Source organism: Citrobacter sp. Cpo045, from assembly GCF_030332875.1.
GTDB lineage: Bacteria > Pseudomonadota > Gammaproteobacteria > Enterobacterales > Enterobacteriaceae > Citrobacter > Citrobacter portucalensis.
In genome coordinates this window covers 126,858-152,859 of sequence record NZ_JAOWGZ010000096.1, presented here as the reverse complement: position 1 = coordinate 152,859, position 26,002 = coordinate 126,858, and the positions used below count along the sequence as shown (strand labels likewise).

The following is a 26,002-nucleotide window of genomic DNA, read 5'->3' as shown; positions in this document are numbered from 1 at the left end:
CTGACCGTTATAACGCACGCGGAGTTGCTATGCGCACATTTTCCATCCCCTTGCCTACAGTTTTGTCGGGTTTTGTGGCGGTCCTGGTCGGCTACGCCAGTTCAGCGGCCATTATCTGGCAAGCGGCGCTCGCCGCAGGTGCGACGACCGGACAAATCGCAGGCTGGATGACCGCACTGGGGTTAGCAATGGGGGTCAGTACGCTGGCGCTGACATTGTGGTATCGCGCCCCTGTACTCACCGCATGGTCAACGCCCGGTGCCGCGCTGCTGGTGACGGGCCTGCAAGGGGTATCGATTCAGGATGCTATCGGTGTTTTTATCGTAGCTAATGCATTGATTGTGCTGTGTGGTATAACCGGGCTGTTTGCCCGCCTGATGAAAATTATTCCCCACTCGCTGGCATCGGCCATGCTGGCCGGGATCTTGCTGCGTTTTGGTTTGCAGGCGTTCAATAGCCTGAACAGTGAGCTTATCTTGTGCGGCAGCATGCTGCTGGCGTGGTTGGTACTAAAAGTAATTGCCCCACGGTATGCCGTTATCGCCGCAATGTTGGTAGGTATAGCCATCGCCCTGGTTAAAGGTGACATTGTCACCGATGGTGTTAATCTGTCACCGGTGTTGCCAGCGTTTATTGCACCACACTTTTCATTAGCCCACAGTATCAGTATTGCGCTACCGCTGTTTCTGGTCACTATGGCTTCGCAAAATGCCCCCGGTATTGCGACCATGAAAGCATCTGGATATTCGTTACCCGTTTCACCCCTGATTGTTTTTACGGGTCTGTTGGCACTGCTATTTTCGCCGTTTGGCGTCTATTCCATCTGCATCGCCGCCATAACCGCAGCAATTTGCCAAAGCCCCGAAGCCCATCCAGATGCAAATCGACGCTGGCTCGCCGCAGCCGCAGCGGGTGTCTTTTACATTCTGGCTGGGGTGTTTGGCGGTTCGGTCACAGGACTGATGGCAGCCCTGCCCGTAAGCTGGATCCAGATGCTTGCTGGTCTGGCATTACTCGGCACGATTAGCGGTAGTTTATTTCAAGCCTTACATAATGAAGCAGAACGCGATGCGGCCATCGTGACTTTTCTGGTTACGGCCAGTGGTCTGACGGTATTTGGCGTTGGGTCTGCATTCTGGGGGCTGGTCGTCGGCGGTATTTGCTACTCAGTGTTGACATTATTTCGCCGCGCGTAGCTGCGTTGGCGTTTTACCCGTCACTTGTTTAAACCGGTTACTGAAATGGCTCGCCGAACTGAACCCACAGGCCATTGCAATATCCGACAGGCTGCGTGATGAACAACAGACCAGTTGCTGCGCCAGCGCCATACGGCGTTGCATGACGTACTGATGAGGCGCCATATTCATCGACTGGCGAAACATTCTGGCAAAATGGAATTCACTTAGCGCTGCTTCACCTGCCAGATCGCTCAACGTTATGGGATACGCCAGATGTGCTTCAATATAGGCCAGCACGTTGCGCAATGTGGCAGGCGCAAGCCCTCCGGTGACGACGGGAAGTCGCCATTGCACATTGCTGTAATGCTGGATCAGATGCGTTAACAGTAGTGAAGATGCCGCGCTAAGCGTGAGGTGATTGGCCGGTTGCTGCCAGTCATTACCAAGCAAAAACTGACGGTAAACCGCCGTGATCCCCGGGTCACTGCCAAACGTATGCTCGTCCAGCGTGAAGCTATAGGGGCTTTTGTCCCAGACTTTTTCACCCACTTCGCGCAAATGCGCGTCCGTACAATAGAGATGAACAAAGGAAAGATCGTCACGAATATCCCAACTGGACTCACTCTCTTTCGGCATCAGGCAAAAACGGTCTGGTCCCCCGCCATTCTTCCAGCCTCCCGCCGTCTTGTGGTAACTCTCGTAACCATCTGCGATGTATAAACTGAGCGTATGGTGATCGCAATATTGGGTGATGGTATCGCGTTTGTTCGACCAGGCCGCCAGTTGGATCCCTGAATGTAACGCAACCGATTCATGCAGCACGGCATTATGTTTGCGCAAGTTTTCAAAGGCACCGTAGGGCTGAGACATACCATCACATTCAAAATAAGTTAGCAGGCTTTCAGTCTATATCAGCTACATATCGTTAACAGCTGCCTTTTCACTATTACGCTAAAAAAAGCGCAAGATTTTGCAAGTCCACCGCAAGCCGATGAAAGCCTCCTGCATTCCGTCGTGACACAGTGTAAGTCTGAATGAATAAAGAGAGAGTCGTATGAACGCACTGTTGTACTGCCTGGTAGTGGTTATTTGGGGAACGACATGGATTGCGATTTATTTGCAGCAAGGTCCGGTTTCTGCGCCGGTTTCTATCTTTTGGCGCTTCGCCGTTGCCAGCTCAGTGATGATAGTGATCCTGTTGCTAAGCGGTAAATTACGCAAACTGTCTGGCCGCGATCATCTGTTTTGTCTGTTACAGGGCGGATGCGTTTTTTGCTTTAACTTCTGGTGTTTTTATACGGCTGCGGCGTGGATTAATACCGGCCTGGAGTCGGTGATTTTCTCGATGGCCGTCCTGTTCAATGCAGTCAATAGCTTCATCTTTTTTGGGCAAAAACCACCGCTGCGCTTCTATATTGCAGCGGGTTTGGGACTGACGGGCATCGTGACTCTGTTCTGGCAGGATTTGCTCAACAGCGGGTTTAATCATTCACTGCTGCTGGGCATCGGCTTAAGCGCCCTCGGGACCTTCGGCTTCTCACTGGGCAATATGATCAGTCTGCGTCACCAGAAAAAAGGGTTAGAAGTGTTAACGACCAACAGCTGGGCCATGCTGTACGGCACATTGCTGATCGCGGCCATTGCTCTGGTGCGCGGCGACAACTTCACGCCACAGTGGACATTCAGCTATCTTAGCGCGCTGTTATATCTTGCTATTTTCGGCTCAGTGATTGCCTTTGGCGCTTATTTCACGCTGGTAGGTCGCATTGGTCCCAGTAAGGCGGCATACAGCACGCTGCTGTTCCCGCTGGTGGCGCTGACGCTGTCAACATTGTATGAAGGATACATCTGGCAAGTTAATGCAATTGCCGGATTGGTGTTGATCTTACTGGGAAATCTGGTGATGTTTGCCCGACCGGAAGCGCTGATGGGTAAACTACTCTATCGTCGTCGTGTGGCATAAAAAAACGCACCATCCTGAGATGGTGCGTTCATCATTTTTATTGTGGTTTTTGGTTCACATCAAACATGGAGGCATCGGTCGCCATGTCATCAACAACTTTCTTCAACGTTTCGAACGCCATCGGCGTGCTTTCGTTGTTCAGGTCTTTACCTTCACCCTTACGTACAACTTTAATCACCGGTTTATTGGTCGCTGCATCAATCAACTCACCCTCGAAATAGAGGTTGGTATCCATGGTACGGTGACCCGTCGCCATTTGCGTTCCCGCAACGAGCAGTGCAACCGGGACCACTTCATAGAACTGCAGTCCTTCTTTGCTGGTCGCTACACCGGTAATCGCCCCGCGGAAAATCAGGCTACGCGGTCCAGGGGTCGTAACCAGAGGCTTACGCTTGCTGATGGCGGATTTCAACTGTGTATTGGTATAGGTCAGTAATTGATCAAGAACCTGCTGCCCTACCTGCGTAGTAGGTTTCGGAACCGGATAATACGTTACCGGGTTATACACGATGTTGTCATATTTGGATTCGTTGTAGCTCGGGTCAACCCAACGGAGTACCGTTTGTCCCGAGGCTGATTTTGTTTCCTTCAGATCAGAGTAATTTTTTAAAAACCCAGAATATTTATCCGGCTCGGTCACTTTTGACGCACAGCCGGATAATGCCAACAAGCCAGTAAGCGCTGCAACTTTAAATAAAGTTTGAGTACGCATGAAACGATCCCTTTAGTTTTCGCAATGATGCCTAAAAAGGATAGCAAAACAGTTTCATTTTGGATGTACTAAAAATGGTAAGCACCGCACAATTTTATCTCTGCGCTCAGCACAAAAAATGCTGAACGCAGAAAGAGTTAACCCAGACGCGAGGTTCAGGCAGTTTTGCGTGCCAGCATGGTGGCAAAGCGCAGTTTAATTCGATTACCGTTTTCATCTGTACGATGAAGTTCACCTACGTCTTCGTTATATTTCAGCAGATCCCACCCACTGTAATAGTTGCGTAATTCTCCGGTTTTAAACGCAAACGGAAAACCAACGGTGCACGGAAAATCATCAGTATCCATCGCTGCGACGATTAAGTTATATCCACCCGGTTTAGTACAACGTTGCATATTCTCAATAAGGCCAGGGATCGTTTTGGCTTCAAGAAACATCAGTACAACGGTAGAAAGAATAAAATCGTATTCACCCTCAAAACGCAACGCATTAAGGTCAGCGACCTTCGCGTTCAGGTTGGTCAGCCCCTCAGCCGCTTTGATGCGCTCAAGGTTAGCGATGCTCATGGGGTTTTTATCCCATGCGGTAACGTCATAGCCATTTGCCGCCAGGTACAGGCTGTTTCGGCCGTTACCGCAGCCCAGATCTAACGTTTTACCTGGTGCAACCACTTTTGCCGCTTCAACGACATCGGAATGCGTACGGGTTAAATCATATTTTTCAGTAAAGTAGTTTTCGTCGCAAAGGGTCATTATTTATCCTCAGATTTCAGTAATGCAGCACGCTCCGTGCGGATGAGCAGTTTCCCCTGCATCAGCAATGCAAACGTACGTATCAGTAATAATGCAATGATAAAATTGGTAAAAATAAACAGTGGGATAGACAGCGTATGAAAAAATCCTGATTCACTGCCGTGCCCAAGATGCAATCCCGTTGTCGCCAACGCAGACACGCCAAACGAGAAGCTCCAGAATGACGCATTAAATGGCTGAGACAAATACCACGGCATAAGGCGTAGCATGAACAGAAGTTGCAGCAGACCATAACCAAATAGCATTTTAGCTAACGTATCCCCCTCGCCGCCGTTGACGCTAAGCCAGGCGCTACAGGCCACCAGCGCGGGTGCCAACTGTATACCAAGTGAAGTCCGTAAAACCGTCGGTAGTTCACCGCAGCTACGTAAACGCTGCAGAATCACCGGCTCCAGGCTGAGCCAGGAAAATACCCCGGCGCCCAAAAACACCAACCCGGCATCGTTGAACCCAAGTGCACCACAGGCCATTGCGCTGATAAAGTTATTGGCAACGGTCGGCAGATACAGACCCGGCGTGGTGGCCTCTTCCGGATGCTCCCCACGCCACAGCCCTGCCGTTTGCCAGGCGGCGTATGAGAGCTGTATCACCACACCAATGCTGAACAATCCTAACGCCAGCGGTCGATACCACGGTACAAAACCAATCGCGACCAGCATCGTTGTTGCTGGAAAAAGACTGACAAAACTGCTCATCACCGGATGACGAATTTCCGCAAGTACGCTGTGCGGAAAACGCAGTAAGCGATTCACAAATGCCAGCGTCAGCAATCCCCAGATGATCATCGCAAGGATGACTAAGCCATCACCAATCCAGTGGCTCACCGGCCACACCTGGCTGGCGTAACGCCACGCAAATCCCATCCCAATTGTACCCAGTACCATGCCAAAATAACCGGCCGGAAGATTGAGGACCCGTTCACTCTGTTTGTTCTTACTCATTTTGTTTATTTTTTAAAGTATATTTGAAATGCATTTTATGGAATATCTGCCGGTTTAGCCAGTGCAGAAAACTTTGCTACGTTTAACTAAGGTGCGCAACATGGAAATGAGCTATGACCAAATACCGTCTAAGCGATGAATCTCGCTCCTTTAGTTACCAGGATAATGGCAATAAAAAAAGTGTATTACTACGCCAAATCATCGCACTCATTGATTTTAATGATGTTAGATCCGGTACTCTCGGTGGCTGGATTGATGATGAAAGCGTTCTGTCGCAAAGCGGTAATTGCTGGATATACGATGAGAATGCGCTCGCGTTTTCCGGCGCGACGATAACCGGAGACGCCCGTATTACACAGGCAAGCGTGGTCAGAGATGGCGCGCAGATTGGTGATGCCGTCTGGATTGACCGAGCAGAAATCAGCCATAACGCGCAAATACGTGACAACGTCACTATTCAGGATTCTGTTGTTCGCGGTGAGTGCCTCATCTGCGGTGATGCACGCATTGTGTGTGACTCTGAAATCATTGCAGCCAGAGGGTTAACCCGTGAAAGCGACCAGCTCCTGCAAATTTACGAGCGGGCGGCAGTCAGCAATTCACGCGTAGTGCATCAGGCGCAAATCTATGGCGATGCGATGATCAATTATGCCTTTATAGAACATCGGGCTGAAGTTTTTGATTTTGCACGGATAGAAGGCAACGAAGAGAATAATGTCTGGATCTGCGATTGCGCCAAAGTCTATGGGCATGCACGCGTCATCGCCGGAACGGATGAAGACGCCATTCCTACCCTGCGCTACAGCTCGCAGGTGGCGGAACACGCGGTGGTTGAAGGTAACTGCGTGCTGAAACACCACGTGCTGGTTGGGGGGCATGCGCAATTACGTGGCGGACCGCTCCAGCTTGACGGTCACATCCTGATTGAAGGCTATGCCTGTATTCTGGGTGAAGTGCTGATCGAGCATCATATTGAGATAACCGATCAGGCCCAAGTTGAAGCCTTTGATGGCGATGCGATCCATCTGCGCGGGCCAAAAGTGATCAACGGCGAACAACGTATCACGCGCACCCCTATCGCCGGTTTATTCTGAAGAGCCATCAATGATGCGGGCGTAGAGATTCACGTCATGGTAATCGCCATTAAGGAACTCCGCCTGTTGCATACATCCTTCCAGTCGGAAACCATTGCGCAGTGCAACCTGGTTGCTTCTGACGTTATCTACACGACATTTAATCACGAAGCGGCGAATCTCCTGGCGCTGCGCATAATGATGAATCATCGCCTGTAGCGCCTGAGACAGAATGCCTTTGCCCTGGTGCTCTTCATCCAGCCAATAACCAATATAAGCGGCTTTGTTCAGCGGCTCTATCTGGTTAAACGAGATAACGCCAGCCACCTCCCCTTGTTCGAAAATAAGGAACATTTTGGCGTAGCCGCGCTGGTGCAACATCATATTCCCCTGCACGTTCTTACGCGTGTCGTCCTCAGATTCGACAAACTGCGGCCAGTTCAGTGACTGTTGGAGCCAGGTTTGATTTTTAAGCACCAACTGATGCAGAGGGGTGACGTGGTGTTCTTCTACCGCCCGCAGTTCCAGCGCGTCACTAACGATAATTATTTCTGACATGTTTATCTCCTTTGCGATCGTAAACAGGGCATTTCTGACTGGCAGTAGCCGATATTACTCTGTTTAGCACCGAGGATGTCTTATTTTTATGCTGTAACAGCAATCACTTAGAAAGAATCTCTGGCGTGGAACCCGTTACTCTGGTGATCCGGGTATCCCCTGATGGATAGACCGTAATGATGACAATAACACTTTCATTCTATTGCTAAGGAGCAAGCATGGCAGCACCTTTGGGTCGTTTAGCACTTATTCCGCTTTTACTGATTACCGCCTGTCACCAACCTGTTTCCACCACGCAAGCGGGCCCCGTTCCCTTTGCCGTCAATAAGCAACAGGTCGTGGATAATACCACGCTGGAAATTTCCCGTAGCGCGCTGGAATATAACATTCATAAAGTTCAGCAACTGCTGGGAGATAAAACCCGGATGTGCGCCATTCTTAAAGGCGACGCGTATGGCCACGATCTCTCACTGGTAACGCCAGTGATGATGCAAAACGGCGTGCAATGTATTGGCATCGCCAGCAACGAGGAGATTAGTACCGTTCGCCAGTCAGGCTATACATCGCAGCTCATGCGCGTGCGTAACGCGACGGAAAAAGAGATGCGCCAGGCGGCGGATTTCGATACCGAAGAGCTTATTGGTAATCTGGATATGGCTAAGCGTCTAAGTGCAATCGCTCAAGAGAAAGGTAAAACTATTCGTATCCATCTTGCGCTGAACTCTGGCGATATGTCGCGTAACGGTCTGGAAGTCAGTACCGCTGCAGGTCTGGAAGAAGCACGCGCTATTTCCGCATTACCCGGCCTGAAAATTGTCGGCATCATGTCGCATTTCCCGGAAGAAGATGCGGCAGTGGTAAAACGCGATCTGGCCCGTTTCAATACGCAATCAGCCCAGGTACTGAAAATTACCGGGCTTAAGCGCGAAGATGTCACCCTGCATGTCGCGAATACGTTCGCTACCCTGACCGTTCCAGAATCCTGGCTCGACATGGTGCGTGTTGGCGGTATTTTCTATGGCGATACCATCGCCAGCACCGAATACAAACGCGTCATGACGTTTAAATCTGCCATCGCGTCGGTAAACCATTACCCCAAAGGAAACACCGTCGGATATGACAGAACCTATACCCTTAAACGTGATTCCGTTCTGGCCAATATCCCGACAGGTTATGCCGATGGTTATCGCCGTGTGTTCAGTAATGCAGGGCACGTGCTGATCCGCGGCCAGCGGGTTCCGGTACTGGGTAAAACATCCATGAATACCGTGATCGTCGATGTAACCGATTTGCCGCAGGTTGCATCCGGTGATGAAGTGGTGCTGTTCGGTAAACAGGGAAATGCGCAGGTTAGTGCAGAAGAAGTCGAAGAAATTAGCGGCGCGTTGTTCACTGAAATGTCGATCCTCTGGGGGGCGACGAACAAACGCGTGATGGTCGATTAACACCTAAAACAGGAAGGGCTTCCGTTTCTCGCAGGAAGCCCTTTTACACAGCAAGCGCCGTTCTACTTAGCTCTCACTGACACTCTCTTTTTGCAATATTTTGAGCAGATCTTCCTTCAGGTGGAGTTTCTGTTTCTTAAGACGAACAATGTCCAAACTATACCCCCGACCATCCGAACCTTCCAGTCTGGAGATCTCATGATCAAGGCTGTTGTGTTTTTCGAATAAGGACAGAAAGCGAGGGTTCTCGGATTTCAGTCGGGAAATAAGGTCTCTGTATTCTGGAAACATACTTTCTCCCTGTTAGTGGACAAGAACGTGTATAAGAAATACACACCCACAGAGTACCCATTTGGCATACAGAAAAATGCGAACAGGATCGAGTAAATAGTGTACAGAGTCGTTATGAGGATGAATGCAGATACGGCTCCCCATCAGGAGAGCCGTAAAGGGGGGCTTAACGCATCTCGCGGTCGTCAACGTACTGACGTTTATCCGGCGCTGGCGGGAAGTACTGATACAGCCAGGTTTCGCTGATGGCGTCACCCTGACAACGCAGGAACATACGCATATCTACCGGATCGGTTGAGTCAGAGGTCGGATACCAGTCAAACTGAATGCGATAACCATCGATAGGCTCCACGTAGAGGATCTCAATCTGTTTCGCTTCACCGCTGGAGAGCGTAATCACCGGTTCAATGCCTTTCGGCGCAGCCGCTTTTAGATCGCCACCAACGAAGTCAACGGCAAAACGACGCGCCCATTTTTCTGGGTAATGCTCGCCCGGTGCCCATCCTTCCGGGAAACCGCCCATGCCTGTCCGGGTCGCCATCACGCGAGCCAGAGGTGAACGCACCGGCGGCTGAGCGCTCCAGTACAGGCGATATTTGAATTCCAGCTCATCCCCGGCTTTGATCTTCTTGTCCGGCTGCCAGAAGCAGACAACGTTATCCAGCGTTTCGCCGGTCGTCGGGATCTCCATCAGACCGATGGTCCCCTTGCCCCACTGGTTGCGCGGTTCGACCCACAGGCTTGGGCGCTTGTTATACCAGCCCATGATGTCCTGATAATGGGAGAAGTCGCGATCGAGTTGCAGCAAGCCAAATCCTTTCGGGTTGTTATCGGTATAGGCGTTGAACTGCAGCTTTTGCGGGTTATTCAGCGGACGGCAGATCCACTCGCCATTGCCCCGCCACATCGCCAGACGATCGGAGTCATGGATTTGCGGGTGAATAGTGTCGCACATCCGACGCTCGTTGTTGCCACAGCTGAACATGCTGGTCATCGGCGCAATGCCGAGCTGCTTGATGTCTTTGCGCGCATAGATGTGGTTTTGTACATCCATAATCACCTGCGTTTTCTCGCAGTGGATCACGAACTTGAATGCGCCGGTTACGCTTGGGCTGTCGAGAAGCGCATACACGGTAAAGGAGGTTGCGCCCGGTTTAACCGTTTCGAACCAGAAAGAGGTGAAATCAGGAAACTCTTCTTTGCTGTCGGTGTAGGTATCTACCGCCAGACCACGGGCCGATAAACCGTACTGATAGGTGTCATCCACGGCGCGGAAATAGCTGGCGCCCAGGAAAGAAACGACATCGCGGCGGGCCAGTTCTGGCGCTTTAAACACGCGGAATCCAGCGAATCCGAGGTCAGTCTGCCCTTCCAATTGTTTGGTATCCACACCCGCGTCGTTGTATTTAAACAGTTCCGGACGGAAGTGAATTTCACGCGCCATATGCGTACTACCATCAACCGAGAACATGCGTACACGGCGACGGAAGCCCATTCCCACGTGGAAGAACTGCGCATCAAGCTGACGATTTTCAACATTGTTCCACAGAGACTGCTCTGCATCATATTGAATGCTGTTGTAGGCCTGCGGCGTCAGTTTCGCCAGCGTGTCCGGTAACGCGCGTGGTGCACCGCCCCAGGGTTTCTGTGCTAAGTCATGGGCCATCGATTGCAGAACGGAAAAATCAAAACGTACGGTTTTTCCGTCTGCAATGTCAGACTCTGCCGCAAAGGCGGCGCGGGAAAAGAGTGATGCAATACCACTGGTTCCGCACACGGCGGCCATTGCCATTGAACCTTTAATAAATCGTCTGCGATTCATGCCTGAAAGTGAGTCCTTCTGGTCGTGTAAATGGTCCCGCGCCGGTCAAAATCTGCGGCATGAGAGTGCACATTTCTGACCGCTCACTCTAGACAAAATTCATTAATAATCCAATTGTTGGTCGCCGATTATCTGTACAAAATCGAAAATATTTTATGTCGATGGGAACAGACCGAATCCCATGTAAATTCCATTAAAGTAAACCACACCGACGTTTACTTCGTTCTTGAGCCTCCTGATACAGCGCAAACTCATCATAAACCGCGCAACCCAGCGCCTGTTCAAACGCGTCGCGGCTGGAATTTCCGTGGCTGCGAGCTTGTGTTTCATTGCCCAAATTGGACTGGAAAATTCCTGCGGCGCTCACCGGTAAAAAATCTTCGTAGGTTATGGGTTGCGCAACCAGCCAGCCCCGTTCAATAAGCGGCTGCGGATCGTCATCCGGGCGAATCGCCTGCCGATGCGCTTCACCCGATGGCGTCAGACGATAGCGGAACCAGGCTAGCCCCTGCTGGCGCAGCAGGAATTCGCTGTCCGGGAAGGCCTTGAATACTTCCTGAAGGTGTAGCTGATGCGTCAGATTGTCTTTCCCCGTTCCCGCTTTATTCAGCAATTCGTCGTACAACGCCCTACCTTTCGGCGTCAGGGCCACGCCGCGCTGTTCGATCTCACCAAAACGTGCCGTGTGAGTGCCGCGCATTTCACCGGCAAACAACACCGGTTCTTCCAGCGCTTTGAAACTGGTCTGACGCAATAAAATGGGCACCTCGCGGCGCGGCGGCCCTTCAATCAGTATTTTCGGTTCAATGCCGCATTCCGGCATCATCGACTGCACCCGGTCAATATCCAGCGTTCGCGGTGTCAGATGGTTGATATGACAACCGGGGAAGCACACCACATCGGCAATCAGCCGGTGTTCGTTGTGTAATGCGTGATAGGTCGCTTCATCGACCGTGGCATGCTGATGCCAGCGGAATGTTTCCAGCGCTTCATGCACAAATTCTTGCGCCTGTTCAGATGTAAAACTGCCCTGCGCATCAAATTCATCCAGCAGTTCGTGGCAACGGCGAGTGAAAATATCGCGTTTCGCGAGGATCTCAGCGGCTTCTTGCCGCAGCGCGGCGTTTTCGATTAGTTCGAGCCGTAATAACGAGGTGAATACCCGAAACGGGTTGCGCGATAGCGAGGCATCGTCGATGGGACGAAAGGCTGTGGAATGTACAGGGACGCCCGCCTGGGAGAGATCGTAATAACTCACCGGATACATGCCCATAACGGCAAACATCCGGCGCAGCGTAGAAAGCTCCTGCGCTGTACCCACTCGAATGGCACCATGACGCTCAACGTTTAGCCGGGCCAGTTCATCCGCATTCGCCAGTTTTTCATGCAGCGTCGGATTATTTTCCAGTACCGCCAGATTCACATCAGCGACAAGTTCCAGCAACGTGCCGTACTGCGGGACTTCCTGCTGGTACATTGCTGACATTGCCTGCGAAAATTGTTCCCGAATCTCATCTGCCGTGATGGTGTTCGCCATAATGTCATGCCTCCAGTGAATATTACCTGGAGTGTAGAAAACGCCGCTGACTCCGGTGGGAAGAATTTACAAAGTGTGACCCCGCGTAAACTTCCCACCCATACAAAAGATGAACAGTACCTACTGGCGTGGTTTCAAATGACTTTCCAGCCAGGGCAGCATCTGTTTTTTACGGCTAAGCATACCTTCTACCTTGCAAGGCTGCGGGATGTCTGAAAGTTCTGCTCCAGCAAACCACAGGCTAGTGTCACCCAGATTGATGTCAGTGAGCATCAGCACGACTAACGCAGCATTCTTTTCTTCTGCATAGCGCGCCATTTCCTGACGGAGATCGTCCAGTACCGCATCCACCTGTTGCAGCGCATAGAGTTCGAGCTGCTCGACACAGACTGAATGTCCATGGATGGTGAAGGTTTTAATGTCTTTCTGCAAAAGTTCCCGGGCGCTCATCCCTTCCACGCTGGTTTTAGCTGACAGCAGGTCACGACTGAAAGCGTCAAGATCCACTCCGGTTTTTTGGGCCAGCGCATCAACCGCCAGGCGATCGTCAGTGGTCGTCGTAGGTGAACGAAGCGTGACAGTGTCACTCAATACGGCGCCGAGCAGTAAAATAGCCTCAGCAGAAGATAACTGGTTGCGTTCATCCTCCGTCATCAGTTGCCACAGCAGGGTTGCGCTACTGCCGACAGGCTTCACCCACACTTCCGGTGGCAGACGGGTGACTAACCCACCAAGTCGGTGATGATCGATAATTCCCACCACGTTACTTTCTGTTAACGATTCCGGTCCCTGGGCCGGCTCGGTGAAATCGACCAGCCAGACATCACGATCGGTCAGTTCAAACGTCAGCCGTTCAGGCATCGTCAGCCCCGCATGCTCAAAGATAAACTGCGTTTCGCGGTTAGGCTCGCCCAAACGCCATGCCGTCGCCTGCTGGCCACGTAAACTAAGCCAACGCGCCGTCATTGCGGCGGTGCAGATGGCATCGCTATCGGGATTAAGGTGCCCTATTACATGTATCATTCATCAGTGCCTTGTGAAGAGAAATCGTTCAAAAGTAAACAATCACCAAAGTATAACGACTGGGCACACTCCCTTCCATGATCCCACCACCCAGCAATGCTGTACAAAACATAAGCAAAATAAATCAGTTGTAAGTAAAACATGATAAATGTTAATAATATTTTGCTATCAGGTTATCAAAAACAAACAACTTTACTTGTCACCGATACGGCTCTGTTTTTAACATCGCTTATGGAAAAAAATGTTCTGTTCAATCAGCGCATTCGCTTGCGCCACCTTCATACTTTTGTCGCCGTTGCACAGCAGGGAACGTTGGGGCGCGCGGCTGAGACCCTTAACCTGAGCCAACCGGCTCTCTCCAAAACGCTAAATGAACTGGAGCAACTGACCGGTACCCGTCTCTTTGAGCGTGGCCGCCTTGGCGCGCAGTTAACGCTGCCCGGAGAACAGTTTCTTACCCACGCGGTAAGAGTGCTGGATGCGCTCAACACCGCCGGACAAGCGTTAAATCAGCGCGAAGAGTCGCAGACTGATGTCGTACGGATCGGGGCCTTACCCACCGCGGCACTGGGCATTCTGCCTGCGGTAATTGGTCCTTTCCACAAGCAGCAAATGGAGACCACGCTACAGGTCGCCACCATGAGCAATCCGATGATTCTGGCAGGTTTAAAATCCGGGGAAATCGATCTTGGCATTGGTCGCATGGCCGATCCGGAATTAATGGTCGGTCTGAACTATGAATTGTTGTTTCTGGAATCACTTAAACTGGTCGTGCGCCCTAACCATCCGCTGTTGCAGGAAACCATCACGTTAAGTCGGGTAATGGAGTGGCCGGTGGTGGTTTCACCAAAAGGAACCGCACCTCGCCAGCACGCAGAAGCATTGTTGCAAAGTCAGGGTTGTAAAATGCCGCCAGGCTGCATTGAAACGCTGTCAGCATCGCTTTCCCGCCAGCTGACGGTTGATTACGACTATGTGTGGTTTGTCCCTTCAGGTGCGGTTAGAGAGGATTTACGCCAGGCGACGCTGGTGTCGTTGCCGATACCTACCCATGGTGCGGGTGAACCCATCGGTATTCTTACCCGTGTCGATGTGCAACTCTCTCAGGCCGCGCAGATCCTCATCGCCGCAATACGCAAAACCGTACCGTTTTGATGCCAAATATTAAGGGACCATCAGGTCCCTTAATTTATTGTTAAAACGTTTCCCAGTTATCGCCACTGGCCGTTGCCGTCTGCGGACGCGAATGGTCAGGCGTAGTGGTTACGGGAGGGCGTTTAATTGCACTCATTCCCGTTAAGCGAAATGTACCTACGGCTTCCGTTAAGCGCGCCGCCTGCTCTTCGAGAGAGGCCGCCGCAGCCGATGCTTCTTCAACCAGCGAGGCATTTTGCTGCGTCACCTTATCCATTTCTGATATCGCCTGGCTCACCTGTACGATACCCCGGCTCTGCTCATCAGAAGCCGCCGCGATTTCCAGCATGATATCGGTCACGCGTTTTACCGCATCGACAATATCCGTCATCGTATTGCCCGCCGCGACGACTTCTCCGGAGCCCTGGTCAATCAGTCGGACTGATTCGCTGATCAATCCTTCAATCTCTTTTGCCGCCTGAGCGCTGCGGCTTGCCAGCGTACGGACCTCACTAGCGACCACGGCAAATCCACGCCCCTGCTCTCCTGCCCGCGCCGCCTCAACCGCCGCGTTCAGCGCCAGGATATTGGTCTGGAAAGCAATGCTATTAATCACGGCTGTGATTTCGGAGATTTTCTTCGAACTCGTTGAGATATTACCCATGGTTTTCACCACGCCAGAAACCATCTGACCGCCCCGGCTGGCCTTACCGGAAGCATCTTCCGCCAGTTTGCTTGCGTGATGCGCATTGTCGGCGTTTTGCTTCACCGTGGCGGTCAGCTCTTCCATGCTGGCTGCCGTTTGTTCAATCGCTGCGGCCTGTTGTTCAGTACGTGAAGACAAATCGGTATTACCCGCCGAAATCTCACTGGTACCGCGGTATATTTCTTCCGCACCCTGACGTACCGTACCCACCGTTTTCCCCAACGATCGTTGCATTGTCTGCAGATGGCGGCTCAGGCGACCAATTTCGCTGCGCCCGGTCGGTTCATCTTGCATGGTCAGATCGCCCGCGGAAATTTGCTCAATACGCTTGGCCGCGCGTAACAGAGGGTGAATGACGGTACGACGCAGAACAATGAACGTCATCACGGTCAGCGCCAGCGCAAGAACGAATGCACCCAGCATAAAAGCCATGCCGAGCTGTGTACGCTGGTGCGCCTGTTCGCTTAACTGGTTCGCCCTTGCGGTACGAATGTCGATCGCTTTTAACAACACCTTGTTGTAAGCAGAGTCCAGCGGTCTGGCCTGTTCATTTTCATGGTTGATGATCGCTTCAAACATGCCGTTTTTAGCGTACTTCAACATAGGCTGTAAGCCGTCGATATAGGCTTTGAAGCTGGCGCTCAGTTCAGCATCTAACGCTTCATCGGCAGACGTTTTTACCGCGCGTGACATATAAGCATTGAAACCGTCCTGCGACTGCTTGATCCGTTTTTCGGCCTCGGCAATATTGGCCTTCATGTCATCCATTTCGGCAATACGGCTCGCCGCGCCGGCGTGGATCATGTTGATACGTGCGGTACGTAAATGGTTAGAGCTGTTAGATAACCCCATCCTGACCTGAATCTCATCGGTCACGTCGCGCTGATCGCGATCGGCCTGCATAAGAAAATAGCTTGCCAGTCCGGAACTTAAGGCGAACAGCAGAAGGATGCCACCGAGAATGGAGGAAAACAGCGGAACCAGCCGGATTTGATGCAGAAAGCCCAGTTTATGCTGGGCTTGCATCGATGTAGTGTTGTCCATGACCGTCGACTCTCTTGTAGGGTTTATGCGTGAAAACACGCCCGTTAGATAGTCATCGGCAATCCGGGAAGTTTACTTACCGTGAAAAGCGCCGGATTCGTCACACTTTCACAACATAATTCTAAAAAATTCAGGAAAGTGCCAGCGGTTAAATCCGCTGGCCAATGAATCAGTTATCGCCAAAGTGGATAACGGTACGGATGGACTTACCCTGGTGCATTAAATCGAACGCTTCGTTAATCTGCTCCAGCGGTAAACGGTGGGTAATAAAGGGATCCAACTGAATTTTCCCGCTCATTGCTTCTTCAACCATGCCAGGAAGCTGAGTACGCCCTTTCACACCGCCAAACGCGGAACCGCGCCAGATACGCCCGGTAACCAGCTGGAACGGACGAGTTTTGATCTCTTGCCCTGCTCCCGCCACGCCAATGATGATGCTTTCGCCCCATCCTTTATGGCAACATTCCAGTGCCGCGCGCATCACGTTAACGTTGCCGATACATTCAAAGCTAAAATCCACGCCGCCGTCGGTCAGCTCAACGATCACATCCTGAATCGGTTTGTCGTAATCCTTTGGGTTGATGAAATCGGTCGCGCCCATTTCACCTGCCAGCTTAAATTTTTCCGGATTGGTATCAACGGCCAGAATACGCCCGGCTTTCGCCTGCACCGCGCCCTGAATTACCGCCAGACCAATACCGCCCAGACCAAATACGGCGACGGTGTCGCCTTCTTTCACTTTTGCGGTGTTATGGACTGCTCCGATACCGGTGGTCACGCCACAACCCAGCAGACACACTTTGTCCAGCGGGGCCTGCGGGTTAACCTTCGCCAGAGAGATCTCCGCGCAAACGGTGTATTCGCTGAAGGTGCTGGTGCCCATATAGTGATAAATCGGCTCACCGTTATACGAGAAGCGCGTTGTGCCATCCGGCATCAGACCTTTGCCCTGGGTCGCACGTACGGCCTGACACAAGTTGGTTTTACCCGATTTACAGAACTTACACTCGCCGCACTCTGCGGTGTACAGCGGGATCACATGATCGCCCGGTTTCAGACTGGTGACACCTTCGCCTACTTCAACCACAATGCCGCCACCTTCATGGCCAAGTACCGCCGGGAATACGCCTTCCGGATCGTCGCCAGAGAGCGTAAAGGCGTCGGTGTGGCACACGCCGGTATGGGTAATTTTAACCAGCACTTCACCTTTCTTTGGCGGTGCGACGTCGATTTCGACAATTTTTAACGGTTGGCCGGGGCCGAATGCAACTGCTGCACGTGATTTCATTTGTCTCTTCCCATTATTGCGAGGTGATGATGTTATTTTAGATAAGCACGCAGAAGATGGCCGATTTCAGCCATGCGCACGGCACGCTGGTCTGGCGTTGTTTCTCCGCTGACCAGCTCGTCTTTCAGATGGATCTCAACCATTTCGCCCATCAGGCCATTGGATGCACCGCGCACGGCGGCAATTTGCTGCAGGATTGCCAGACACGGTTCGCCAGATTCCAGTGCACGCTCAAGCGCATCAACTTGACCGCGAATACGGCGTACACGGGTAAGAATGCGTTTCTTGTCTTCAGGTGAATGCGGCATACGCCCTCCAGATACTATAGGGGGGTATACTATCAGATTTGTTATTTCATTGTAAAATATAAGACTTATTTAATATCAGTAGCTTAGATTAAGCTGTTATCGGATATATGCGGACACCCGTTTACTATCGCCTGTGCAGGCAAACGGACCCCCGGTTTATATCCATAGCGCTATGTGGGTATGAATGACTGTCGCCAGTTCCCGCTGGCGGCGGTCAACCACCTTCTAATAGTCACTACGCTGCGATGGAGCTGGGTGCTGATTACTGGCAATAAAAAAATGCCCGAGGGCGGCTGATTTTGATGTATAACTGTTTAGCTAATTGGTTGATGATTAGTGTCTAATATCATTTCCCAAATATTGAAATTCGGCACAATTGATATGAAATTATTAATATTTACCAGCCTATTAATCTGCACTTCCGCGTTCGCGACTGTTTCCCCTACTGGCCCAGAGGTAGCAGCATTGAAATTTAATCACTGGTATGTTGCACAATTGCTAAAAGAGAAAAATCCTTTAACGGATTACGCTGGACTTAAACCTTACGTCACTACCAGCACGATTGCCGCATTGAAAAAATCTAATGCGGCTGACCCCAATACCGAAGACGTACCGGACTCTGATATGTTTATCAAAGCCCAGGATTATAGTGAAGACTGGCGGCAGATCGAGATTGTGTCGTCAGATTATGATCCCGTGTGTATGCAAGTTTATGTGTCGTTTGGAACGAATAAAGCACATACCGTTATCGACTGTATGGTGCAGGAAGGCGGGGCCTGGAAAGTTCAATCTGTAGCCAGACAGGATATCTTGCCGAACATCAGTCTAAAGTAATCTATGTAAAGCCCGTTAATTCGTATGGGCTTCATTCCCCTTAATTATTTTTTCGTTGCGCTATAAGCTTGCGCAAATCGATACCAAACCGTTTTTTAATACCCCGAAGATAACTTCCTTCAGCCCCTTATAACCGAGCATACCCAACACAAACACGATCTCATTGTGTGTAAATGTGACCTCGCCAACTTGCGGGATAGTGAACGTTACGTTTGGGAGGTGAGCTGCTGCAAACATCATGATCACTGCCCCGCTCAGGACGTCACCGCAACATTCACGGAATTTTCCACCCCAATAAAAAAACCGAACGATAACGCCCAGGGCAACCAGGATTACTAATTTATGGTTCACCGCAGCAGATTTATCAATACCTCATCACAGGCCATCGCGAGGGAACGGATATTATTCAGCATTTCAAGGAGTACGGCAGCAGAGAAACGCAGCATCACAAGTTTGTATTACTGCCAGGACTAAAAAAATTGTGTTTTATCACATTAATTTGAACAACACCCTGATTGGCTTTAACTGTGTCAGATGCACCCAAAGATTATGTAAATTAATAAGGCCTGCCTGAGCCAGTATTGCCAGGGTGATCATCAATGTGGACGCGGTAATCACAAGCATCAAACGACTAATATTTTTCTGGATCCTGATCTGCTGCTTTTCCCGTTTATCTTCAGATTCCCATGAAACAATTGTTGAAATAGCCTTGCCTTGTATATAATATTTTTCATCACTAAATCTGACATCTTCTGTAATTACAAGTGACTGGAGAAGCAGAAAGACCTTCCTCCTGAAATCTTCATTCTTGATATGTTTATACCAAAGCGTCCCGTACAATAGATCAATAACCTCATCACATGTCACTCCAGTGTGAGTTTTCTCTGACGATTGATGTACATATTCGTTCACCAGCATCTGTAGCAACATTATACGATCAAGTCCATTCAACGCCTTGTTACTGGCGAATGAAGAAAAGAGATTGCTTTTTGCTCTCGTCAGAGCATTTTTTGCATAAGCAATACGCGTAAAATAATTTATTGCAAAAAGAAAAATCGAATCAAACCTTAACGGACCTTGCTTTCTCCAATGAATAATCTCAACATTCATTTTTTCAATATCATTGAGTGGAAGGTTTATTTTCTCCATATAGGCGTGCTGCTCAGCATGCCATTTTTCAAGCACAACATTTTTGCCTCTTAGGCTCACAAGCTGATATTTTTCTTGTTTTACATCCGAAAAATAAACGCCATAGTAATTATATACTTGATCATCCACATGATTTTTCAGAGTAAACCGTGGCAGAAAATAACGCCATAATCTACCTTTAGCTCTCGAAACTAAGGATTCTATGAACATAATTACGCTCTAACACCTTTAATTTGTCACAGTTAATGATAGTTCACTGTGCGAATAAAAAAGCCCTCCCCATTCGATAATGTGGAGGGCTTTTGTACACCGATTTAGTACTTATCAGTGATCTCAACAACGACATGGCGATCTGGAGCAAGGCAATTAATCAGCTGCTGTCCGGTCTGCCCATCACAACTGGATCCCGTGACAGAATCACTCGAACCATGTCCTTGTGCAGTAATATTTGCAGCTGGCATGCCTAACGCGACTAATTCATCGGCAACAGCCTGCGCGCGCTGGGCTGACAGTTGCTGGTTATAATCTGCGGCTCCGGTGCGATCGCTATAGCCAATAACAACGGTCGCTTTGTCTTTGGCCGGTTGCAGACCGGGATTTCGGTATAACTGCGCAATCGCCGCTTTCCCTTCTGGGGTTAATGCTGCTGAATCATAACCAAACATCACATCAGATTTTAAGTTAAAACGCTGAGGTTCAGGCGCAGGAGTTGCGGCAACTGCCGGTGCAGGCGTAACCTCCGCGTCGTCATGCTGGCCAAAGCGATATGACACCCCAGCGGTAACGGAACTAACATCACTTGATACGCCAATCTGGTTTTCATTACCCACATTGCTCACCCATTGATATTCCACGCGGCCAGCCCAGTTCTTGTTAAAGGCATATTCCGTACCAACAGCCACAACCGGACGCACACCAGTATCAAAGCGGTTATTGCCTTTAATATCTGACTCCGCGCGATATCCCATTGCCCCTGCACGACCGTAGAGATCCCAATCATCAGTCAAACCATAACTTGCTTTCAGAGACAATTGCAGACCCTGGCTTTTCATTTGAGAACCAGAAGAACCATTTTTACCGTTGAATTGCATATTACCTAAATAATCATAGCCGCCTTCAACTGCCAGCCATGGAGTAATCTGGTAGCCTGTAAATACCCCGCCACCGACGTTATCGCTATCAAAACCAACATCACCATATTTATTACCATTGGCCCCCGTTTGCTGGCTTGCACTGGTATCAAAGTAATGTGACCAACCAAATTTCCCACCAGCATACCAGGTTCCCGCATCCGCTGCGGCAAATGCCGTAGTCGCGGTCAGCGCATTTGCAATAATGAGTGTAATAAGCGTCTTTTTCATAAATTTCCTATTATAGACTTGCCGTTTGTCAGTTAGTTATCTGTTAGTCGGCGCTACAATAAGATTTTTAATGAAGGCTGATAATCGTTTTTTTATTTATTTCTGGACAGTTTTAGAATCGCTCTGGACGCTTATTTACGATAACAATGGCTATCCCACCCGCAGTAAATCGCTATATCTCGTTGTATAACGCGGTGAAAGCATATCTCGCTTCATTGCCCACGGTTGCTGTATACCTTGTCCGGCAAAATAGAGTGTTCCTTTACCCTTTTCAGCATTGAGTGTATCCAGAACGGCCATCAGCTTATCGCTGTTATGCCGTGGGGCGTTGTCATCAAACAGATTCAACTGCGCAACGCCAGAACTAAAAAAATCGCCCAGCATGACCCCTGCTTTTTGATAACGCAGCCCCTCCCGCCATATTGCGTCCAGGCTACGTGTGGCCGCCCTTATAATTTCCCGACTATCCTGGGTTGGTGTCAGCAGTTTTATCGATGCGCTGTTACCGTAATACGGTTCATTCAGAGAAAATGGGCTGGTTTTGATAAACGTAGAGATAAACCGGCAGAACTGGTGCTCTCTGCGCAATTTTTCCGCAGCACGTGCAGCATAGGTACAAATAGCCTCTCTCATCGCATTGTAATCCGTGAGTTTTTCACCAAACGATCTTGAACAAATGATCTCCTGCTTAACTGGCGCAAACTCTTCCAACGCCAGGCACGGTTCACCGCGCAATTCCCGCACAGTGCGCTCAAGCACAACGTTGAAATGTTTGCGGATAAAGCGAATATCGGTATCCGCTAGATCGCAGACCGTTTTAATGCCCATAGCGTCCAGTTTTTTACTGATACGGCGTCCGACACCCCAGACTTCATCAACCGGGAGCGCAGCCATCAGCTTACGCTGACGCTCAATATTCGAGAGATCCACCACCCCGTCAGTCTGTTCCTGCCACTTTTTGGCAGCATGGTTCGCCAGCTTGGCCAGGGTTTTGGTCTGGGCGATACCGACCCCAACCGTGAGGCGTGTTTTCTGTAAAATGGTTTCTCTGATTTCACGACCAAAATCTGTAAGATCCCTGCAGTTTCGCACGCCGGTTAAATCACAAAAGGCTTCATCGATACTGTACATTTCCACGCGCGGAGACAGCTCCTCCAGAATCGACATTACCCTGCTGCTCATATCCGCATACAGCTCGTAGTTCGAACTAAAGCAGAACACGCCGCAGCGCCTGAACAGATCTTTCTGTTTGAAGTATGGTGCTCCCATATTGACGCCAAGCGCCTTCGCTTCCGCGCTGCTGGCAATGACACAACCATCATTATTTGAAAGAACAACAACGGGTTTACCTTTCAGGTCCGGTCGGAATGCCGATTCACAACTGGCATAAAACGAATTAACATCCACCAGCGCAAACATAATCAGCCCGCGGATTTAATGATAAATGTCACCACGCCAAATATATCCAGCGTGTCCTCGCTGCCGATCATGATCGGCGCGTAGGCGCTGTTCTCTGGCTTCAGCATCACCACCGGATGCAATTGCAGGCGCTTAACGGTGAATTCGCCTTCAATAGCAGCAATCACAATGTCTCCGTGGGCCGCTTTTCTGGCACTGTCGACTACCAGCAAGTCACCAGCACCGATCCCTGCCCCCATCATGGAGTCGCCAGACGATTTAACAAAATAGGTTGCGCTGGGATGCTGCACCAACAGGTCGTTAAGATCGATACGTTTCTCAACGTAATCCTGCGCCGGAGAAGGAAAACCGCAGGGCACGAGATCGCTAAATAGCGGGAATTGTTTGATTTCGCGATGTTCTACTGGCTGGAAAAACAACATAATAATCTGCCTCTCATGTAACTGTATTTATATACAGTAGTTTTAATGAGGACAGTGATCAAGTGACAGACGTGGCGAACTGAGCGTTGTTTAATCATCTTGCCGGTAAGCGTTTATGCTATCTGGAAAAATAATTTTCGGTTTTATTCCACAAAAGAAAGTACAAATTTTCGCGACATGTACTCAGCCGGAATGATAACGACTACGGCGCCCTGAAAGCGCGTATAGTGGCGTACTAAAATCATTAAAACGGACACATTATGACCACCGCAGGGAAAAGCCATCCGCTGGCCATTGGCGGCCTCATCACCTTAACGCTCATCTGGAGCTACAGCTGGATCGCGATGAAACAGGTCACGCACTACATCGGCGCGTTCGACTTCACCGCACTACGCTGTTCTTTTGGCGCATTATTGTTATTCATCGTTCTGTTACTGCGTGGCCGAGGAATGCGCCCGACACCTTTCGGCTATACGTTAGCGATCGCCTTGCTACAAACATGCGGCATGGTTGGATTATCACAATGGGCGCTAGTCAGCGGCGGTGCAGGTAAAGTAGCTATACTGAGTTATACCATGCCATTCTGGGTGGTGATTATGGCCGCCATTTTCCTCGGTGAACGCATGCGGCGTTTACAGTATTTCGCCATTGCCGTGGCAGCTGCGGGATTATTGCTGGTTTTACAGCCATGGCAACTGAACTTTGCCTCAATGCAAAGCGCGCTACTGGCGATCCTTTCTGGGATCAGTTGGGGGGCCAGCGCGATTGTCGCAAAGCGAATGTATACCCGCCATCCGAATATCGATCTGTTAGCGCTGACCGCATGGCAGATGCTGTATGCCGCGCTGGTGATGAGTCTGGTGGCCTGGCTGGTTCCACAGCGAGATCCAGACTGGCAACCTGTCGTTTTCTGGGCATTAGCTTATAGCGCCGTGCTGGCGACGGCGCTGGCATGGAGTTTATGGCTGTTTGTGTTGCGTAACTTACCAGCCAGTATTGCCAGCTTAAGTACGCTGGCGGTACCTGTCTGTGGCGTTCTGTTTTCCTGGTGGTTGCTGGGTGAAGAGCCTGGCGTTGTTGAAGGTTGCGGTATTGTGCTGATTGTTGTTGCGCTGGCTATCGTCAGCCTGAAAAAACGCGTCTCCCAGGTTCAAAGCGTACGAAAAGCACCATCCTGCGAAAATTAATCGGCTAAAAAATGCCCCGCATTTGCGGGGCGTTACCTCAGGAGCGTTTACGCGGCATCATGCGCAATAGCGTATTATCCTTCCAGAAATAGTGATGCATCAGGGCGGCAACGGCATGCAGACCAATAACAAAATAACCCAGGTTTGCCAGCGTCACGTGCCAGGACTTCAGCATATCCACTAAATCAAAGTTAGCCTCTGCCGCATGTGGCATAACGATGCCGAATGCAATCCACGGATTACCCCGGTTGTACATCATCACCAGCCCAATAATAGGCAGCACAATAAACAACAGATAGATAACCAGATGCCCCAGATGCGCCATGCCGGTCATCATTGGCTTTGGTTTTGGCACAATCGGCGGTGCCGGATATTTCAGCCTGACCAGCAGACGCGCCACCATCAGCGTTAATATCGTGATACCACAGGATACGTGCACCATGTTGAATAAGGGACGATAGCTGCGCGGGAAAAATCCGCGAAACTCCATGGCGCTATAGGCCACAATAACTAACAAAAAGACCAGCCAGTGAATACCGATTTGCAGGCCAGAATACTTATTCCCCATAACACTTCCTGAATAAAAACAATAATGCGTCAACATAACGGGCTTTTGTTAAAAATTCATTAACTTTTGTTCACCCATTTTCAGTCGCTTACGCTTAACCGCAAGAACCGCTATTGCCGAGGATGCCTGTCTGGACTAAGCCTGGTAAGGAAAATATGTCGTACCGCCTCATCCTGACAGGAGAAAACCATGAGTAAAATTGGCATTAACGGTTTTGGTCGTATCGGCCGTCTGGTATTGCGTAGGCTACTGGAAGTCAAAAGCAACGTGGAGGTTGTGGCCATTAATGACCTCACCTCGCCCAAAATTCTCGCCTATCTGTTAAAGCACGATTCAAACTACGGCCCGTTTCCCTGGAGCATCGACTTTACCGAAGACGCGCTGATTGTCGACGGTAAAAAAATCGCGGTTTACGCAGAAAAAGAGGCCAAAAATATTCCGTGGAAAACCACTGGCGCTGAGATAATCATCGAATGCACCGGTTTTTATACCTCGACAGAAAAAGCCAACGCGCACCTGGATGCAGGGGCCAAAAAAGTGCTGATATCCGCCCCGGCTGGCGACATGAAGACCATTGTCTTTAACGTCAACGACGACACAATGGATGCGAACGATCGGATTATCTCGGTCGCATCGTGCACCACCAACTGCCTGGCACCGATGGCGAAAGCACTGCACGATAGCTTCGGTATTCAGCTTGGCACTATGACCACCATCCACGCCTACACGGGAACGCAGTCGCTGGTTGATGGTCCACGCGGGAAAGATCTGCGCGCCTCGCGGGCAGCAGCAGAGAACATCATTCCCCATACCACTGGTGCCGCCAAGGCCATTGGTCTGGTTATTCCGGCGTTGAGCGGAAAATTAAAAGGCCATGCCCAGCGTGTTCCGGTGAAAACAGGATCTGTCACGGAACTGGTATCGATATTGGGGAAAAAAGTCACTGCTGAAGAGGTCAACAACGCGCTGAAAAAAGCCACGCAAAATAATGAGTCGTTTGGTTATACCGACGAGGAAATCGTCTCGTCAGATGTCATTGGCTCGCATTTCGGTTCGGTATTTGATGCAACACAAACCGAGATTACCGAAGTTGGCGATCTGCAACTGGTAAAAACCGTCGCCTGGTACGATAACGAATACGGTTTTGTCACCCAGCTTATTCGTACGCTGGATAAATTTATCAAGCTCTGATCTTCCGGCGGAGGCCTGCCTCCGCCCTCTTTCATT

25 protein-coding genes are annotated in these 26,002 nt (G+C 50.2%); 8 read left to right on the top strand and 17 right to left on the bottom strand.

Going from position 1 to position 26,002, the window contains the following annotated elements:
- Nucleotides 1-29: 29 nt before the first annotated feature.
- Nucleotides 30-1,196: a benzoate/H(+) symporter BenE family transporter gene (locus OGY13_RS12350; protein WP_126317998.1), complete on the top strand. Its 1,167-nt coding sequence runs from the start codon at nucleotides 30-32 to the stop codon at nucleotides 1,194-1,196.
- Here OGY13_RS12350 and OGY13_RS12345 read toward each other — a convergent pair.
- The gene (locus OGY13_RS12345; RefSeq protein WP_048214144.1) at nucleotides 1,179-2,048 is read right to left on the bottom strand and encodes an AraC family transcriptional regulator; all 870 of its coding nucleotides are present in this window, start codon (nucleotides 2,046-2,048) and stop codon (nucleotides 1,179-1,181) included. The two genes, OGY13_RS12350 and OGY13_RS12345, sit on opposite strands and share 18 nt — an antisense overlap.
- A gap of 184 nt (nucleotides 2,049-2,232) precedes the next feature.
- On the opposite strand from OGY13_RS12345, the gene OGY13_RS12340 reads away from it, so the two are divergent.
- Nucleotides 2,233-3,141: a DMT family transporter gene (locus OGY13_RS12340; protein ID WP_032943534.1), complete on the top strand. Its 909-nt coding sequence runs from the start codon at nucleotides 2,233-2,235 to the stop codon at nucleotides 3,139-3,141.
- 37 nt (nucleotides 3,142-3,178) lie between these two features.
- On the opposite strand, the gene OGY13_RS12335 is transcribed toward OGY13_RS12340, so the two are convergent.
- The 3 genes from OGY13_RS12335 to tehA all read right to left on the bottom strand — a co-directional run bounded on the left by OGY13_RS12335 (nucleotide 3,179) and on the right by tehA (nucleotide 5,606).
- On the bottom strand, nucleotides 3,179-3,853 hold the full coding sequence (locus OGY13_RS12335; RefSeq protein WP_048227575.1) for a DUF3313 domain-containing protein: 675 nt from the start codon (nucleotides 3,851-3,853) through the stop codon (nucleotides 3,179-3,181).
- Between the two features lie 155 nt (nucleotides 3,854-4,008).
- Nucleotides 4,009-4,605, bottom strand: coding sequence for a tellurite resistance methyltransferase TehB (tehB, locus tag OGY13_RS12330; RefSeq protein ID WP_048227574.1), 597 nt, complete (start codon nucleotides 4,603-4,605; stop codon nucleotides 4,009-4,011).
- On the bottom strand, nucleotides 4,605-5,606 hold the full coding sequence (tehA, locus tag OGY13_RS12325) for a dicarboxylate transporter/tellurite-resistance protein TehA (RefSeq protein ID WP_174771534.1): 1,002 nt from the start codon (nucleotides 5,604-5,606) through the stop codon (nucleotides 4,605-4,607). The genes tehB and tehA overlap by 1 nt, the downstream gene beginning before the upstream one ends.
- A 113-nt stretch (nucleotides 5,607-5,719) precedes the next feature.
- On the opposite strand from tehA, the gene ydcK reads away from it, so the two are divergent.
- Nucleotides 5,720-6,700, top strand: a complete 981-nt coding sequence (gene ydcK / locus OGY13_RS12320; protein WP_008784855.1) for a YdcK family protein — start codon at nucleotides 5,720-5,722, stop codon at nucleotides 6,698-6,700.
- On the opposite strand, the gene rimL is transcribed toward ydcK, so the two are convergent.
- On the bottom strand, nucleotides 6,692-7,237 hold the full coding sequence (rimL, locus tag OGY13_RS12315; RefSeq protein WP_153687275.1) for a 50S ribosomal protein L7/L12-serine acetyltransferase: 546 nt from the start codon (nucleotides 7,235-7,237) through the stop codon (nucleotides 6,692-6,694). The genes ydcK and rimL overlap by 9 nt on opposite strands.
- 218 nt (nucleotides 7,238-7,455) lie before the next feature.
- Between rimL and alr the strand changes: the two genes are divergently transcribed.
- Complete coding sequence (alr, locus tag OGY13_RS12310; RefSeq protein WP_213752762.1) at nucleotides 7,456-8,682, top strand: alanine racemase; 1,227 nt, start codon at nucleotides 7,456-7,458, stop codon at nucleotides 8,680-8,682.
- 66 nt (nucleotides 8,683-8,748) lie between these two features.
- Here alr and OGY13_RS12305 read toward each other — a convergent pair whose 3' ends face one another.
- The 4 genes from OGY13_RS12305 to OGY13_RS12290 form a co-directional block, all read right to left on the bottom strand.
- Nucleotides 8,749-8,973, bottom strand: coding sequence for an HP1242/YdcH family protein (locus OGY13_RS12305; RefSeq protein WP_003833168.1), 225 nt, complete (start codon nucleotides 8,971-8,973; stop codon nucleotides 8,749-8,751).
- A 166-nt stretch (nucleotides 8,974-9,139) separates the two neighbouring features.
- Complete coding sequence (locus OGY13_RS12300) at nucleotides 9,140-10,795, bottom strand: glucan biosynthesis protein D (RefSeq protein WP_047411098.1); 1,656 nt, start codon at nucleotides 10,793-10,795, stop codon at nucleotides 9,140-9,142.
- Between the two features lie 193 nt (nucleotides 10,796-10,988).
- Entirely contained in the window at nucleotides 10,989-12,332 is a 1,344-nt protein-coding gene (hglS, locus tag OGY13_RS12295) for a 2-oxoadipate dioxygenase/decarboxylase HglS (RefSeq protein ID WP_153687277.1), read from the bottom strand.
- A gap of 120 nt (nucleotides 12,333-12,452) precedes the next feature.
- Nucleotides 12,453-13,355: a manganese-dependent inorganic pyrophosphatase gene (locus tag OGY13_RS12290; RefSeq protein WP_213752763.1), complete on the bottom strand. Its 903-nt coding sequence runs from the start codon at nucleotides 13,353-13,355 to the stop codon at nucleotides 12,453-12,455.
- A gap of 231 nt (nucleotides 13,356-13,586) precedes the next feature.
- Here OGY13_RS12290 and pcaQ point away from each other — a divergent pair, with 231 nt between their 5' ends.
- Nucleotides 13,587-14,510: a pca operon transcription factor PcaQ gene (gene pcaQ / locus OGY13_RS12285; RefSeq protein ID WP_003020288.1), complete on the top strand. Its 924-nt coding sequence runs from the start codon at nucleotides 13,587-13,589 to the stop codon at nucleotides 14,508-14,510.
- 40 nt (nucleotides 14,511-14,550) lie between these two features.
- Here pcaQ and OGY13_RS12280 read toward each other — a convergent pair whose 3' ends face one another.
- From OGY13_RS12280 to OGY13_RS12270, 3 genes are all read right to left on the bottom strand, one after another.
- Nucleotides 14,551-16,239, bottom strand: coding sequence for a methyl-accepting chemotaxis protein (locus tag OGY13_RS12280; RefSeq protein ID WP_213752764.1), 1,689 nt, complete (start codon nucleotides 16,237-16,239; stop codon nucleotides 14,551-14,553).
- Nucleotides 16,240-16,408: 169 nt separating this feature from the next.
- Nucleotides 16,409-17,527, bottom strand: coding sequence for an S-(hydroxymethyl)glutathione dehydrogenase/class III alcohol dehydrogenase (locus tag OGY13_RS12275; RefSeq protein WP_286637641.1), 1,119 nt, complete (start codon nucleotides 17,525-17,527; stop codon nucleotides 16,409-16,411).
- A 32-nt stretch (nucleotides 17,528-17,559) separates the two neighbouring features.
- Complete coding sequence (locus tag OGY13_RS12270; RefSeq protein ID WP_003833178.1) at nucleotides 17,560-17,835, bottom strand: metal/formaldehyde-sensitive transcriptional repressor; 276 nt, start codon at nucleotides 17,833-17,835, stop codon at nucleotides 17,560-17,562.
- A 336-nt stretch (nucleotides 17,836-18,171) separates the two neighbouring features.
- Here OGY13_RS12270 and OGY13_RS12265 point away from each other — a divergent pair, with 336 nt between their 5' ends.
- A complete protein-coding gene (locus OGY13_RS12265; protein WP_286594134.1) occupies nucleotides 18,172-18,669 on the top strand; it encodes a DUF3828 domain-containing protein in 498 nt (165 codons plus the stop codon).
- A 489-nt stretch (nucleotides 18,670-19,158) separates the two neighbouring features.
- On the opposite strand, the gene OGY13_RS12260 is transcribed toward OGY13_RS12265, so the two are convergent.
- The 4 genes from OGY13_RS12260 to OGY13_RS12245 form a co-directional block, all read right to left on the bottom strand.
- Nucleotides 19,159-19,947, bottom strand: a complete 789-nt coding sequence (locus OGY13_RS12260) for a hypothetical protein (protein ID WP_213753061.1) — start codon at nucleotides 19,945-19,947, stop codon at nucleotides 19,159-19,161.
- Nucleotides 19,948-20,132: 185 nt separating this feature from the next.
- Nucleotides 20,133-21,179, bottom strand: coding sequence for a porin OmpA (gene ompA, locus OGY13_RS12255; RefSeq protein WP_153687280.1), 1,047 nt, complete (start codon nucleotides 21,177-21,179; stop codon nucleotides 20,133-20,135).
- A 150-nt stretch (nucleotides 21,180-21,329) separates the two neighbouring features.
- Nucleotides 21,330-22,598 (bottom strand): Y-family DNA polymerase, encoded by a 1,269-nt coding sequence (locus tag OGY13_RS12250; RefSeq protein ID WP_048214134.1) that lies wholly within the window; start codon nucleotides 22,596-22,598, stop codon nucleotides 21,330-21,332.
- A gap of 2 nt (nucleotides 22,599-22,600) precedes the next feature.
- Nucleotides 22,601-23,020 (bottom strand): translesion error-prone DNA polymerase V autoproteolytic subunit, encoded by a 420-nt coding sequence (locus tag OGY13_RS12245; RefSeq protein WP_032943548.1) that lies wholly within the window; start codon nucleotides 23,018-23,020, stop codon nucleotides 22,601-22,603.
- Between the two features lie 260 nt (nucleotides 23,021-23,280).
- Between OGY13_RS12245 and OGY13_RS12240 the strand changes: the two genes are divergently transcribed.
- Nucleotides 23,281-24,207 carry a DMT family transporter gene (locus OGY13_RS12240; protein WP_079934082.1) on the top strand — a complete coding sequence of 309 codons (927 nt, stop codon included), beginning with the start codon at nucleotides 23,281-23,283 and terminating at the stop codon, nucleotides 24,205-24,207.
- A gap of 37 nt (nucleotides 24,208-24,244) precedes the next feature.
- On the opposite strand, the gene cybB is transcribed toward OGY13_RS12240, so the two are convergent.
- Nucleotides 24,245-24,775, bottom strand: coding sequence for a cytochrome b561 (gene cybB, locus OGY13_RS12235; protein WP_008784870.1), 531 nt, complete (start codon nucleotides 24,773-24,775; stop codon nucleotides 24,245-24,247).
- Nucleotides 24,776-24,964: 189 nt separating this feature from the next.
- Here cybB and gap point away from each other — a divergent pair, with 189 nt between their 5' ends.
- Nucleotides 24,965-25,966 (top strand): type I glyceraldehyde-3-phosphate dehydrogenase, encoded by a 1,002-nt coding sequence (gap, locus tag OGY13_RS12230; RefSeq protein WP_008784871.1) that lies wholly within the window; start codon nucleotides 24,965-24,967, stop codon nucleotides 25,964-25,966.
- Nucleotides 25,967-26,002: the final 36 nt, after the last annotated feature.